General features: G+C 72.7%; 13 protein-coding genes. 11 read left to right on the top strand and 2 right to left on the bottom strand.

What is annotated here, in order from left to right; all coding sequences use genetic code 11:
• Nucleotides 1–26 precede the first annotated feature (26 nt).
• The 6 genes from ACFY9V_RS18010 (at nt 27) to ACFY9V_RS17985 (ending at nt 6,926) form a co-directional block, all read left to right on the top strand.
• Nucleotides 27–2,756, top strand: a complete 2,730-nt coding sequence (locus ACFY9V_RS18010) for a lanthionine synthetase LanC family protein (protein WP_391161881.1) — start codon at nt 27–29, stop codon at nt 2,754–2,756.
• 9 nt (nt 2,757–2,765) lie between these two features.
• Entirely contained in the window at nt 2,766–4,088 is a 1,323-nt protein-coding gene (locus ACFY9V_RS18005) for an MFS transporter (RefSeq protein WP_355340790.1), read from the top strand.
• 70 nt (nt 4,089–4,158) lie between these two features.
• A complete protein-coding gene (locus ACFY9V_RS18000; RefSeq protein ID WP_355340787.1) occupies nt 4,159–4,341 on the top strand; it encodes a hypothetical protein in 183 nt (60 codons plus the stop codon).
• 202 nt (nt 4,342–4,543) lie between these two features.
• A complete protein-coding gene (locus tag ACFY9V_RS17995) occupies nt 4,544–4,984 on the top strand; it encodes an XRE family transcriptional regulator (RefSeq protein WP_355340784.1) in 441 nt (146 codons plus the stop codon).
• Between the two features lie 87 nt (nt 4,985–5,071).
• A complete protein-coding gene (locus ACFY9V_RS17990; protein WP_391161880.1) occupies nt 5,072–5,629 on the top strand; it encodes a ParH-like protein in 558 nt (185 codons plus the stop codon).
• Nucleotides 5,622–6,926: an MAB_1171c family putative transporter gene (locus tag ACFY9V_RS17985; protein WP_391161879.1), complete on the top strand. Its 1,305-nt coding sequence runs from the start codon at nt 5,622–5,624 to the stop codon at nt 6,924–6,926. The genes ACFY9V_RS17990 and ACFY9V_RS17985 overlap by 8 nt, the downstream gene beginning before the upstream one ends.
• Nucleotides 6,927–6,934: 8 nt before the next feature.
• Here ACFY9V_RS17985 and ACFY9V_RS17980 read toward each other — a convergent pair whose 3' ends face one another.
• A complete protein-coding gene (locus ACFY9V_RS17980; RefSeq protein ID WP_355340775.1) occupies nt 6,935–8,794 on the bottom strand; it encodes a SpoIIE family protein phosphatase in 1,860 nt (619 codons plus the stop codon).
• Between the two features lie 235 nt (nt 8,795–9,029).
• On the opposite strand from ACFY9V_RS17980, the gene ACFY9V_RS17975 reads away from it, so the two are divergent.
• The 3 genes from ACFY9V_RS17975 to ACFY9V_RS17965 all read left to right on the top strand — a co-directional run bounded on the left by ACFY9V_RS17975 (nt 9,030) and on the right by ACFY9V_RS17965 (nt 11,892).
• The gene (locus ACFY9V_RS17975) at nt 9,030–10,394 is read left to right on the top strand and encodes an FAD-dependent oxidoreductase (protein WP_391161878.1); all 1,365 of its coding nucleotides are present in this window, start codon (nt 9,030–9,032) and stop codon (nt 10,392–10,394) included.
• A gap of 98 nt (nt 10,395–10,492) precedes the next feature.
• Nucleotides 10,493–11,380: a helix-turn-helix domain-containing protein gene (locus tag ACFY9V_RS17970; protein ID WP_391161876.1), complete on the top strand. Its 888-nt coding sequence runs from the start codon at nt 10,493–10,495 to the stop codon at nt 11,378–11,380.
• 47 nt (nt 11,381–11,427) lie between these two features.
• Entirely contained in the window at nt 11,428–11,892 is a 465-nt protein-coding gene (locus ACFY9V_RS17965) for a VOC family protein (RefSeq protein ID WP_391161875.1), read from the top strand.
• A gap of 11 nt (nt 11,893–11,903) precedes the next feature.
• Here the strand turns inward: ACFY9V_RS17965 and ACFY9V_RS17960 are convergent, their stop codons facing one another.
• Nucleotides 11,904–12,410, bottom strand: a complete 507-nt coding sequence (locus tag ACFY9V_RS17960) for a GyrI-like domain-containing protein (RefSeq protein ID WP_391161874.1) — start codon at nt 12,408–12,410, stop codon at nt 11,904–11,906.
• 93 nt (nt 12,411–12,503) lie between these two features.
• On the opposite strand from ACFY9V_RS17960, the gene ACFY9V_RS17955 reads away from it, so the two are divergent.
• The gene (locus ACFY9V_RS17955) at nt 12,504–13,298 is read left to right on the top strand and encodes a GNAT family N-acetyltransferase (protein ID WP_391161873.1); all 795 of its coding nucleotides are present in this window, start codon (nt 12,504–12,506) and stop codon (nt 13,296–13,298) included.
• A gap of 69 nt (nt 13,299–13,367) precedes the next feature.
• The gene (locus ACFY9V_RS17950) at nt 13,368–13,817 is read left to right on the top strand and encodes a MarR family transcriptional regulator (protein WP_391161872.1); all 450 of its coding nucleotides are present in this window, start codon (nt 13,368–13,370) and stop codon (nt 13,815–13,817) included.
• Nucleotides 13,818–13,832: the final 15 nt, after the last annotated feature.

Below are 13,832 nucleotides of genomic sequence, written 5' to 3'. Positions count from 1 at the left end.
CCTCGCGTCCCACATCGGAGAGGCCCATGATCCCCTTCCCGTTCGTCGTGGCGGACAGAGAGTTCTACGCGCCGCTGGAGACCACCCGTGACCGCGGTGAGATCTACCGGCCCGGGCCGGTACCGGACGGGTGGACCGAGACCCCGTCGGGGATCTGGACCATGTGGCACCGGGGCAAGCAGCTCCGCGGTGTCGAGGACGGCTGGAAGGTGCACGTGTCCGCGCGGCCCGACCGCCTGCCGTACGTCCTCGACACCGTCGCGGCCGTCTGCTTCGAGCAGGACGTCGCCTTCAAGCACCTCGCCGGCAGGCTCTTCTACTGGTGGACCCACCACAAGCAGGCCGCCAGGCAGCAGAGCGGGAAGTTCATCGCCGCGTATCCCACCAGCGTCGCCGCGGCCCGTGACCTCATGGAACGGTTGCGCACCGAACTGGCCGACGAGGAAGGCCCGTTCATCCTCACCGACAGGCGGTACCGGGACTCGCGCACGGTCCACTACCGCTACGGGGCGTTCGCCCCGCGCGAGCGCGTCAACGCCGACGGCACCCACACCCTGCTCGTCCGCGGCACCGACGGCGAGTTGGAGGAGGACCGCAGGGGCTTCTCCTTCTACCTCCCGGCGGGCATGACCGACCCCTTCGTCGAGACGCGCCCGGCGCCGAAGTCCTCGGCCGAGCCCGCTGCCGCATCCGCCGAAAAAGCCGTCGCGAAGGCCGGGGCGGAGGCGGGCGCCAATGCCGCCGCCGATCCCGCCCCCGATTCCGTGGACGAGCCCGCCGCCGGCGGCGGCGGGCCGATCGTCTTCCACGGATTCGCCTTCGAAGACGCGCTCCAGTTCACCAACTCCGGCGGCGCCTACCTGGGACGGGAGACGGCCACCGGCCGCAAGGTCTTCATCAAGGAGGCGCGCGCGCACACCGGCGTGGCGATGGGCGACACCACCGCACCCGACCAACTCCGCTCCGAATGGCAGACGTTGACCGCGCTGCACGAGACGGCGCCTGGCCTCGCCCCGGAGCCGCTCGCCTACTTCCGCGAGTGGGAGCACGACTTCCTCGTCACCGAGTTCATCGAGGGCACGACGCTCCAGCGCTGGATGGTCGCCAACCAGGTCATGCTCGGCGTCGACCGCGGACCCGAAGCGGCCGGGGACTACTACGGCCGGTGCGAGAAGCTGTTCGCGGAGATCGAGAGCACGCTGCACCGGCTGCACACGGCTGGCTACCTCTTCGTCGACGTCAGCCCCGGCAATGTGATGGTCACCGAGGACGACGGCATCCGACTGGTCGACTTCGAGGCCGCCCAGCGCCTGGACAGTGACGACACTCCGGTGATGGGCACGCCCGGCTACACCCCGCCCGCCGAACTCGTCGGCGACGACCCGCTGATCCACGACAAGTACGGCCTGGCTGGCCTCGCCCTGCTGCTCATCGGGCCCTTCCACCAGGTGGCGCAGCGCAATCCCGACACCCTCGCGCACCTGCGCCGCGAACTGCTGGAGCGGGCGCCGCTGCCGGAGCCGCTGTGGGAGCGGGCCGTCGCGTATCACCGGCCGCGGCCCGCGGCGCAGGGCGTCACCCCCATCCCGACGCCCGAGGAAGTCGCCGCGGACCCGCTGCGGCACCTGGCCGACCTGCGCGACCGTACCGCCGACGCCATGGTGGCCATGGCCGACCCGGCCCACCCCGACCGGGTGTTCCCCACCATCGCCGAGGGCTACCAGAGCAACACCCAGTGCCTGGCCTTCGGCACCGCGGGCGTCGTGCACGCCCTGACCCGGGCGGGCCGCGCACTGCCCGACGGCGTGCTGGAGCGGCTGCGGCACGACGCGCTCGGCGGCGTCGGGAAACTGCCCCCGGGGCTGTTCGCGGGCACCGCGGGCATCGCATGGGTGCTCGCCGACCAGGGGATGCTGGACGAGGCGAGGGATCTGCTCACCGCCGCCGACCGCCACCCCATCATCGCCTCCGGAGCGTCGGCGACCCTCTACGGCGGCACCTCGGGGGTCGCGCTCACCCACCTGGCGATGTACGGCCACACCCGCGACGAGCACCACATCGACCGGGCCCTGGAGCTGACGGCGGCGCTGCCGGCCGACGCGGACCTCACCCCGTACCTCGGCGCCAACGACGCCACCGGCCTCGTGCACGGCCGCACCGGGATCGCGCTGCTGCTCCAGCAGCTCGCCGCCGTGACCGGCGCGGACGACGAACTCGCGCGCGGCGTCCGGCTGTTGCACGCCGAGCTGGACCGTGCCACCGAGCCGGACTCGCCGGGTCTCGCCTTTCCCATCTCGGCCACCGACAACCGCAGCCTGCCCTACCTCTACTGCGGTTCCGCCTCGATGGCGCACACCGTCACCCGCTACACGCGGTCGGTGGACGACGAACGGCTCGCCGACGCGCTGCCCCGGCTGCTGACCTCGACGCGCACCACCTACACCGTGATGTCGGGGCTGTGGCAGGGACTGTCCGGCCTCGGCCTCGGTCTCGCGGAGTACGGGCGGCTGACCGGTGACGGCCGGGGCCGGGACGACGCGATCCGTGCGGCGTGCGGGCTGTTCAAATTCGCGGTGCCGCACGAGACCGGTATCCGTTTCCTCGGCGACCAGCTCATGCGGTTCAGCGCCGATCTGTGGAGCGGTTCGGCAGGGGTACTGCTGTTCCTGTCGCAACTCCTCGCCCCCGCGCCCGACCCGCTGTTCACCGTGGACGCACTCGCCGGCGCGTACTCCCGTTCCGTCGCGGCCCGTTGAGGTGAACTGATGAGCCACCAGGAAATCGCCGAGCCGGCGCAGGCGCCCGAGAGCGCCGGCCCGGGGGACCCGGGCAACGCCGTCGGACGTGACGTCAGTCTCTACTGGTGCGGGCAGACGGCCTCCGCCTTCGGCTCGACCTTCACCGCCATCGCGCTGCCCGTCGTGGCCGTCGTGCACCTCCACGCCTCGCCAGGCGCCATCGGCCTGATCAGCGCCGCCACGACCGCGCCGATCCTGCTGCTCGGCTTCCCCGCGGGCGCGCTCGCCGACCGCATCGCCCACCCTCGCCGCACGCTCGTCCTGCTGGACCTGATCTGCGCGGCGGCCATCGGCGTGGTCGCGCTGGGCCTGGCCGTCGGCGCCATCTCGCTGCTGTGGCTCGGCCTGCTCTGCGTGATCATGGGCGCCTCGTCCACCCTGTCCGCGGCCGTCTACTTCCTGCACCTGCGCCAACTCGTCGGCCCCGAAGGCATCGGCGGTGCGCGCGCCAGACTCCAGGCGGGACAGTACGGCGCCGCGCTCGTCGGACGCCTGCTGGCCGGTCCCGCCATCGCGGTGCTGGGCGCCGCCGCCGCGCTGTCGGTCGACGTGGCGAGCTATCTGCTCAGCGCGACCGCGCTGATGACGATGCGCTCACCCGACATCGTGCCGCGCGGGCCCGCACCGTCGGTCCTCACCATGATGCGCGGCGCCATGGCGGGCATGCGGGTCTTCACCGGTGACGCCTTCCATCGCGCGCTGGGCCTGTTCATCGTGGTGCCCGCCGCGACGATGGCGGGCGTGACCGCCCTCACCGGCCCGTTCCTGCTGCGGGTGATCCATCTGCCGACCGCCGCCTACGGTTCCCTGTTCGCGCTCTCGGGGCTGATGGGCCTGGGCGGTTCCGCCGTCGCCGCACGGCTGCTCGCCCCGGGCCGCGACCCCCGGCGGGTGATGCTGATGTCGTTCACCGGCGCGGTGGTGTGCAGCCTGCTGCTGCCGCTGGCGGCGGGACCGCTGCCCCTCGCCGCCTTCTGCGCCGCGATGGGCATCGGGCTGCCCGTCTTCTTCGGCGCCGTCGCCAATGTGGCCGTCAGTTCCGTGCTCGTCGCCGACATGTCGGAGGACACCCTCGGCCGCGCGATGGCCGCGCTCCAGGTGTGCCTGGCGGGGGCGGGCCTGATCGGGGCGGTGGGATGCGGTCTGCTCGGTGACCTGGTCGGGGTACGCGGCGCGCTGTGGGTCATGGGGCTGACAGCCCTCGGCTGCGTGGCCCTGAGTCTGCCGTCCGCGCTGCGCGCCGCACGGCGGTCCCACGACGCGGCGCAGCCGTCACCGGCCTCCGTTTGACCCAAGACCCCCGTCGCCGTCCGGCGGCGGACCACCGGAAATCCCATGGACGAGAGACGAGGAAACACCCATGAACGAGGTGCTCAGGCTTCAGGCGCTGGGGAGCGAGAAGGACCAGGGCAAGGCGAATCTCCAGCCGATCAGCGTGGCCGGCAGCACGCTCAGCGTGGTGTGCGGATGGGACTGCGTCTGGGGCAGTTCCCTGCGCATCGCGCAGGAGCCGCAGGGCCCCGGCCTGCTGAACCCGGCCTGACCGACCCGCCCGACCGCACCGGTCGGGCGACAACTCCCTTGCCTCTTAGGCCAATCGGCGGCGGTGTCCGGCACGACGGACACCGCCGCCGCCGTATGGGCGCACGCAAGCGGGCCATTCCGGCGGCTGTGTGTACCAGCTAGGATGAAGCCGGACACGGGACGAACCCATACTGGCTGCACCGACGAAGGGGAGGCGGGCGATGGGCGAGAACGAGTCGCGGGCCCCCTCTGCGTCGACGCTGGCCGACAAGATCGACGCGCTGTTCCGGGTCGTGCGACGGCCCAACCGTGAGCCGTACAGCCATGAAGAGGTCGCCCGCGCCTGCCGCGAGGCCACCGGCGAGAGCTTCTCCGCGACCTACCTGTGGCAGTTGCGCACGGGCCGTCGCGACAATCCCACCAAGCGTCATCTCGAAGCCCTGGCACAGTTCTTCGACGTGCCGGTCGGATACTTCTTCGACGACGAGCAGGGCGCCGCCATCGCCAAGGAGCTTGAGCTGCTCGGCGCGCTGCGCGACGCGGGCGTCCGCAGCATGGCCCTGCGCGCGGTCAACCTCTCCCCTGAGGGCGCGGCCACGATCAGCGACATGATCGATGTGCTCGCCCGCAGGGAGCGTGGCTCTCCCAGCCGCGAACCCTGACAGCGCCTGAAGTGCACGCAGCGCTTGAAGTGCGCGAACTCTTCGGTGAGATCTCGCGGTTCCACCCGGCGGACAAGGGGACAGCGTGTGAGACGTGTGCGACGTGACCGGAGCCGAGCTCTGTGGCACAGATGTCAGCGGACGGTCGAGGGGCTCGACCTGCCCAATCCGTTCGACGCGACGGTCTTCATCGGGATGCTCGCGGTCGCCCGCGGCCGTCCGATCGAACTCGTGCCCGTCTCCTCCCGGCCCCACACACCGTGCGGCCTGCTGGTGACCACCGACCACGGCGACTGCATCCTCTACGCCGCCGACACCAGCGCGCTGCACCAGCAGCACATCCTGCTGCACGAGGCGGCCCACCTGGTCTGCGGCCACCACGAGACCGCGCCCGCGGCGTCGGCCGCCGCCCAGGTCCTGTTACCGCACTTATCGTCGTCCCTGGTCCAGCGGGTACTCGGCCGCAGTGTGTACACCGAACCGCAGGAGCAGGAAGCCGAGTTGGTCGCTTCGCTGATCCTGACCCGTACCGCCCGCCCGTTGGGGAACACCGTCCCCGTGCCGCCGCCGCATCCGCAACGAACGCGTCTGGACAGGTTGTTCGGCATACCGGAGGACCGCGCGTCGGGCCGCCGTGATGGCTGATCTCCTGTCGTTCGTCTCCGCCGCGTTCTTCCTGGTCTTCGGTGTCCACCGGCTGGTGATCACCCGCCGGCCGTGGTCCGATTCCGCGCAGCGCTACGTCTACGGCTTCGCGCTGTGCCTGGGCTCGGGCATGCTGTTCAACACCCCCGCGCTCACGAAGGCGTTGTCCTCCGACACGACCTTCGACAACCTGGTCAACCTGGGCATCCACGACGTGAAGATGGTCGGTTTCGCCTTCCTCGTCCTGGTGGCGTACGCGCTCAAGTCCCCTGCGGCGGCGGCCCCGCGTGCGGTGCGCCTCCAGATGTGGGCGGCCGGTGCGGTACTGGCCGTCTCCACCGCGCTCTACCTGGTGGCCGACCCCGCCATCGCGGGCGACACGCTGACCGTCTCCTCCGGCCACCGATGGGCCCTGGCGTCGTACAACGCGCTCTTCGCCCTCTACGGTTCGTGGTGCCTGGCCGTCCTGGCCAGGGAACTCGCCGACCACGCCGCTCGGACCGGCCCCGGGCTGCTGCGTACGGGACTGCGGCTGATGCTGCTCGCCGCCGCGGTCGGCGCGGTGTGGACGCTGTGGGCGCTGGACGACGTCATCGCGGACCTGCGCACCGGCAGCCAAGGCGTCGCCGAGGACGTGGTCTCCTCCGTGCTCGGCGCGGTCACCGCGGCGCTCGCCACCGGAGGAGCCACCACCACGCTGTGGGTCGGCGCGCTCGGCGCCCCCATGCGCTGGCTGCGCGCCTACCGCAGCCACCGGGCGCTGGAGCCGCTGTGGTCGGCGCTGCACAGCGAACTGCCCGAGATCGCCCTCGACCCGTCGGCCGCCGACCGCCGACCGGGCCTGCGGCAGGCCGAATTCGCCCTCTACCGCAGGGTGATCGAGATCCGCGACGGCCATCTCGCGCTGCGCCCGTACTTCGAGTCCGGCGTCACGGCCTGGACCGACGGACGCGGGGGAGACGACGGCAGCGAGGTGACCGGCGGCGACGCGATCGACTGGGCCGACGAGCGCGGCCGTGACCGGCGGGCCGTGCTCGAAGCGGCCACGATCGCGGCGGCGTTGGAGAACAAACGCGCCGGGCGGCTGTGCGAAGGCACCGCCGCTGAGCGGTTCGCGCCCCCCGGCCACACCCCGCCCACGGTCCCCGGCACGGTGGAGGCCGAGGCGGCCTGGCTGCTGGAGGTGACGGCCGCCTTCACCTCGTCTCCCACGGTCGCCGCCGTACGCCACCGCACCCGTACGACCGCCGCAGCCCATACGGCAGGGGTCCGCGCGCCCGAAGCCCGCAACGGCTGAGCCGACCCTCAGACGTCCTGTCCCGCGACCCCGTCGGCGTCCTCCGACAGCTCGAACCACACCGTCTTGCCCTCCGACTCCGGCCGTACGCTCCACTGCTCGGACAGGATGTCGAGCAGGACGAGGCCGCGGCCCGAGGACGCCATCTCGCCCGGGGTGCGCTGGTGGGGCAGTTCGTCACCGCTGTCGGAGACCTCGACGCGCAGCGTGCGGTTGCCGGGCTCGCCCGAGATCGAGGCCATCAGGGCCGCCGTCTGGTCGGTGTGCACCAGCACGTTGCCCAGCAGCTCCGACGCGAGGAGCACGGCGGTGTCCACCTGGTCGGGCTGCGCCCAGTCGTGCAGCAGCGCCCGCAGCTCGGAGCGCGCCTCGGCCAGGCCCTCGGCCTCGTCCTGCTCGATCGTGGTCAGGATGCGCCGAACGGGTCGCACGGGGCGCTGGACGCCGGTGTCGCGGCGCAGCATGAGCAGCGCGATGTCGTCCTCGTTGCGCGGGCTCAGCCGCTCCTCGCCGTTCTCGGTCACCGGGCCGACCACGCTCTGGATCAGCCGGTCGGCCATCCCCTCCAGGTCGGAGGTCGGGCCGGGCGACAGCGCGTCCCGCACCCGGTTCCAGCCGGTGTACATGTCGTGCCCGCCGGTCTCGATGAGCCCGTCCGTGCAGAGCATCATGATCTCCCCGGCCTGGAGCTCCAGTACGTTGACCGGGTAGTCGTCCTCGTCCGGCATCAGGCCGAGCGGCAGCCCGCCCCTGATGTGCTTGATCATGCAGGTGCCGTCCGGCATGCGCAGCACGGGGTGCGGATGCCCGGCCCGCGCCACGTGCAGCGTGCCCGCCGCCGGGTCCGCCTCGATGTAGATGCAGGTCGCGAATCTGTCCCCGTCCAGCGAGGTCAGGAAGCGCGACGTCCGCGACAGCACCGCGTCCGGGCCGTGCCCCTCGGCGGCGTACGCGTGCACGGCGGTCCGCAGCTGGGCCATCAGACTCGCCGCGTGCAGGTCGTGGCCCTGCACGTCGCCGATGACCAGCGCCAGACGGCCCGAGGGCAGGTCGATGATGTCGTACCAGTCGCCGCCCACCACCAGCCCGCCGCCGGTCGGCACGTACCGCGAGGTCACGGTCATCCCGCGGTACACCGACGCGCCCCGCCCCATGCTGCTGCGCAGCCCGCGCGACAGGGCCAGCTCCGCCTCGCCGGTGTGCGTCCGCTCCAGGGCGCGGGAGATCAGCCGGGCGAGGGTGACCAGCGTGCTGCGCGTGTCGCTGTCGAAGTCGACGTCGTCCAGGAACGCCACCAGCCACACCCCGGTGATCCGGCCCGTGCTCACCAGCGGCAGGAACGCCCACGACCTGCTGCCCTTGCGGGCCGCGAGCCGCCACGTCGTCGGAAAGCGGTCGCGGTACTCCTCGACCGTGGGCAGATACACCGGGCGGCCGGTGCGCAGCACCTCCGCCGCCGGATAGTCGGTGGTGATCGTCATACGGACGGTCCGGCTGCCGCTGGTCCGGTACCCGTACCGCCCGATCAGGTTCAGCGACCGCTCGGTGACGCCGAACAGGGCCGTGCCGTCCATCGGGAACTCCGGCGAGGTGAGCGACGCCAGAGCCATGAAGACCTCGTCCACGGAGGTCGCCTCGGCCAGGGCGCGGCCCGCCTCCAGCATCCGCACATCACGGTGCCTGCCCGCGTCGGTGGGCGCGCGGGCGGCGCCGTCCCGCTCACCGTCCTCGCCCGGCGCGGGCCTGCGGGTCCTCTCGTGCGGGCCGGTCTCGTTCAGGGCATCGATCTGACGCAGTTCGGCGGCCTGCTCGGCGGCGCGCCCCGCCGTCCGGTCGTCCGCCGGGGGTCCCTCGTCACGATCGTTCATCCACGGCCCCTTCGACTCATCCGCCGTCCCGTCGCTTCGTCGCTTCGTCGTTTTGTCCGCTTGTCGTCCGTACCATGCTCCGTCGAGTCGGCCGTCCGTGCAGCGCGGTGTACGCCGTGACCGGCCGTCCGGCTGGCGGGCCCGCTCGCGGCGTACTAAGACAGGAGGTGTGCCGGACCGCGTTCACGGGGCAGGGGAGCAGACGGACGCGAAGACCTGAGAAGGGACGGATGTCGTGGCACGACCCAGGATTCTCGTGGTGGGCGCCGGTTTCGCAGGAGTGGCGTGCGTACGCCGCCTGGAGCGGTCGCTCGCCGCCGACGAGGCGGACGTCTCACTGGTCACACCGTTTTCGTACCAGCTCTACCTGCCGTTGCTCCCCCAAGTGGCCTCCGGGGTGCTGACCCCGCAGTCCATCGCGGTGTCGCTGCGCCGCAGCAGCAGGCACCGGACCCGGATCATCCCCGGCGGGGCCGTGGGAGTGGACACCAAGGCCAAGGTCTGCGTGATCCGCAAGATAACGGGCGAGATTTTGAACGAGCCGTACGACTACATCGTGCTGGCGCCCGGCAGCGTCACCCGCACCTTCGACATCCCCGGACTGCTGGACAACGCGCGCGGCATGAAGACGCTCGCCGAGGCCGCGTACATCCGCGACCACGTCATAGCGCAGCTCGACCTCGCGGACGCCAGCCAGGACGAGGCCGAGCGGGCCTCCCGGCTCCAGTTCGTGGTGGTCGGCGGCGGCTACGCGGGCACCGAGACCGCCGCCTGCCTCCAGCGGCTGACCAGCAACGCGGCCAAGCGCTACCCGCGCCTCGACCCGAAGCTGATCAAGTGGCACCTGATCGACATCGCCCCGAAGCTGATGCCGGAACTGGGCGACAAGCTAGGCAGAAGCGCGCTGGAGATCCTCAGCAAGCGCGGCATCGAGGTCTCGCTCGGGGTGTCGATCGCGAAGGCGGGACCCGAGGAGGTCACCTTCACCGACGGCAGGGTGCTGCCCTGCCGCACCCTGATCTGGACCGCGGGCGTCGCCGCGAGCCCGCTGGTCGCCACGCTCGACGCCGAGACGGTACGCGGCAGGCTCGCGGTCACCCCCGAGATGACCGTGCCGGGGCTCGACGGCGTCTTCGCGCTGGGCGACGCGGGCGCGCTGCCCGACGTCACGAAGGGCGAGGACGGCGCGATCTGCCCGCCCACCGCGCAGCACGCCATGCGGCAGGGCCGCACGATGGCCGACAACATCCTGGCCACCCTGCGCCACCGGCCGCTCACGCCGTACGCGCACAAGGACCTCGGCCTGGTGGTCGACCTCGGCGGCAAGGACGCGGTCTCCAAGCCGCTCGGCATCGAACTGCGCGGCCTGCCCGCCCAGGCGGTCGCCCGCGGCTACCACTGGTCGGCGCTGCGCACCAACGTCGCCAAGACCCGCGTCATGACCAACTGGCTGCTCAACGCGGTGGCGGGCGACGACTTCGTCCGCACCAACTTCCAGTCCCGCAGCGCCGGCACCCTGCGCGACTTCGAGTACACCGACACGTACCTGACGCGCGAGGAGATCCTGGAGCACACCAGGGGCATGGTCGCGGGCGGCTGACGGCGGCTGACGGCGGCGGTCGCCGGACGTTACGGTCGCCGTACACATCGGGCCGTCGCATACGGCGGGCCGCCGCGTCCGCCGGGAGGACGGAGAGCGTGAGCACGGGTACGGGTACGGAGCCGGTCACCGGCACGGGCGTCGTCGACGAGGCGGTACGCGGCAGGCCCGCGCCCGCCCTGCGCGGCCTGGTCGGCTGGTACTCCGGCTACCGGCAGCGCGGCGTGCCCCCGACCAGGCACCGGGGGCTGCCGTCCCCGTACCTGACGCTGATCCTCACGCTCGACGAACCGCTCACCGTCGCCGCCCACCCCGACCCGGCGGAACCGCCCGGCGACTTCTCGGCGCTCGTCGGCGGCCTGCACACCACCCCCGCGCTGATCAGCGTGCCCGGCCGCCAGTCCGGCGTGCAGATCGCCCTCGACCCGCTGGGCGCCCGCGTCCTGCTCGGGCTGCCCGCGGGCGCGCTGGCCGGAGCGGATCTCGCCGCGCAGGACGTGCTCGGACCGTCGGTCGCCGACGTCCTGGACCGGCTGCGGGCCGCCCCGGACTGGGCGGGCCGCTTCGCCGTCGTCGACGCCTGGCTGCTGGACCGGGCACGCGTCGACCCGCGCGCGGGCGTACGGCTCCATCCGGAGGTACGGCACGCGTGGCGGCTGCTCGCGGCCACCGGCGGCACGATCGGCGTGGCGCGGCTGGCGGCCGAGGTCGGCTGGAGCGACCGGCGGTTGCGGGACCGCTTCGCGGCCGAGGTGGGACTGAGCCCGAAGGCCGCCGCACGGGTGATCCGCTTCGACCGCACCCGCCGCGGCCTGGCCTCCTACGGCGCCGCCGAGGGGCGGCTGGCCAGGATCGCCGTCGACCGCGGCTACTTCGACCAGGCGCACATGGACCGCGAATTCCGGGCCCTGGCGGGCTGCCCGCCGACACTGTGGCTCGCCGAGGAGCGCCGAAACATCCAATCCGGGCACCACCCGTCCGAGTGAGGCTGGACGCGACAGCACACCGGCAGCACTGAGGAGGTCCGATCCCCATGACCGAGAGCACTGGCGACAACCCGGCGCAGGGCGGGAGCGACGGCGGTTCCGCGCGAGCGAAGACCGCACCGCCGCCCCAGGTCTGGCCCACCCTGCGCGCCCGCGACGCCCGCGGGCTGATCCGCTTCCTCGTGGACGCGTTCGGCTTCGAGGAAACCGCGGTCTACGGCGAGGGCGACACCGTCGCGCACGCCGAACTGGCCTGGCCCGAAGGCGGCGGCATCATGCTCGGCTCGGTCCGCGAGGACCCGGACGGCACCTGGGCCAAGCGGCCCCCCGGCTCCTTCGGCGCCTACGTCGTCACCGCGGACCCCGACGCGCTGCACGCGCGCGCCAAGGCCGCGGGCGCCGAGATCACCGCCGAGCTGTTCGAGACGGACTACGGCTCCCGCGACTTCGCGGCCCGCGACATCGAGGGCAACCACTGGTACTTCGGCACCTATCCGGGCGAGCCGCGATAGGCCCGCGCGGCTCAGTCGGCCAGCCGGAACTCCAGGTCCGTCTCCCACTTCGCGGTGTCGGGCTGCGAGCGCGGATCGGTGCGGTAGCTCTCCATCCGGCAGCCCCACCGGTCGCCCTCGGCCGTCGGCCTCATGTCCCAGCGCAGCCCCGCCGCCAACGCCCAGTCGAGCAGCAGCGCCGTGGCGCCGACGAGCCCGGCGGGGCTGCCGAGGTGCGTGTACGTCACGAAGCGGCCCGCGGGCAGCACGCCGGAGAACAGGTCGCCGTCGTGCACCACCGCCCCCGCGACGGGCACCCCCGCCTCGACCTCGAGCTGCCTCGCCATGTCGATGACGTTGTACTTGAGGAAGGGCGGCCCGGCGGGCTCCACGCCGAGCGCGGACAGCCGCCCGATGACTTCGGGGATGCGGTGGGCGATGGTGTCGACCGATTCCATGGTGACAAGGGCCCGGACGGCCGCGTACGGGCGAGCGGCGCGGTCGACGATCCGGGGCGGTATGTATCCGGTAGTGGTCATGCCCCGGTAGACCGGCCGCGGACCGCGAACTCATCGCGGGCGCCGCACGGGGTCCGCGAAAACCACTTGCGGGCCTTCGTAGCGTTGGCTCGTATGACGAACAGTGACGGCCTGCTCGCGGCCTATGACGAGCAGATGCGCGGCGCTCCGCCGAACCTCCCCGCCGGGGTCAGGTGCGAGTGGGACGGACCGGTCCTGCGGCTCAGCGGGCAGTACCGCGGCTTCGTGAGCACACCGCCCGACCTCGGGGTGGAGGGCGCGGACCTCGACCGGCTGATCTCCCGCCAGCGCGACTTCTTCGCGGCGCGCGGCGAGGCCGTGGAGTGGAAGACCCGCGCGCACGACCGGCCCGCCGACCTGCCCGAGCGGCTGCTCGCGGCCGGCTTCGTGCCCGAGGAGCGGGAGACCGTCGTGATCGGGCGGGCCGAGGAGATGACGGCCGACCCCGTACTGCCGGACGGCGTCGTCCTGCGCCAGGTCACCGCCGACGCCGACCTGCGGCGGATCGCCGCCATGGAGTCGGCCGTGTGGGGCCAGGACTGGGGGTGGCTGGCCGACGACCTGGCCGGCCGGATCGCCGCCGCGCCCACCGAGGTCGTCGTCCTGGTCGCGGAGGCCGACGGCCAGGTCGTCTCGGCGGCCTGGCTGGTGGTCAGGACCGGCACCGACTTCGCCGGGCTGTGGGGCGGCTCGACATTGGAGGCGTGGCGCGGCCGGGGCATCTACCGCGCGCTGGTCGCCGCCCGCGCCAATGTCGCCGCCGCCCGGGGCATCCGCTACCTCCAGGTCGACGCCTCGGACGACAGCGCGCCGATCCTGCGGCGCCTCGGCTTCCACGCGGTGACGACCACGACGCCGTACATCTGGTCGCCCCCGGTCCGGACCTGAGAGCGGGGACGCGCCCGCGGTACGGACTCCCGTGCCGCGCCCGGCCACCGGTCTCTTTACGGTAGGGGTATGGAAGAGAGCACCGAGGACATCTCGCGGACCGCGGTCCAAGCGGCCCACGACCTGCGGGTGACGGTCAGCCGTCTGCTGCGCAGGCTGCGGGAGATCGCCGACACACAGGACCTGACCCCCTCCCAGACCTCGGTGCTCAGCAGGCTGGGCAAGGGCGAGGAGTCCACCGCCAGCGCGCTGGCCGCCGCGGAGGGTGTGCGCCCGCAGTCGATGGCCGTCGCGCTCGGGGCGCTCGAACAGCACGGGTTCATCGAGCGCCACCCCGATCCCCGCGACGGCCGCAGGCAGTTGATCGTGCTCACCGCCGCGGGCCGCGAGCGGGTCCAGGGCAACCGCGTGGCCCGCGAGGAGTGGCTGGCCCGCGCCTTCCAGGACCGCTACACGCCGCAGGAGCGCGAGGCGGTCATCGAAGCGCTGGCCCTGATGGAACGCCTCACCCAGCCGTAGTCCGCGCGGCGGCCG

Origin of the sequence: Streptomyces sp. NPDC008317 (assembly GCF_042955955.1) — a bacterium.
Taxonomy (GTDB): Bacteria; Actinomycetota; Actinomycetes; order Streptomycetales; family Streptomycetaceae; genus Actinacidiphila.
This window is presented reverse-complemented; position numbering and strand designations above follow the sequence as displayed.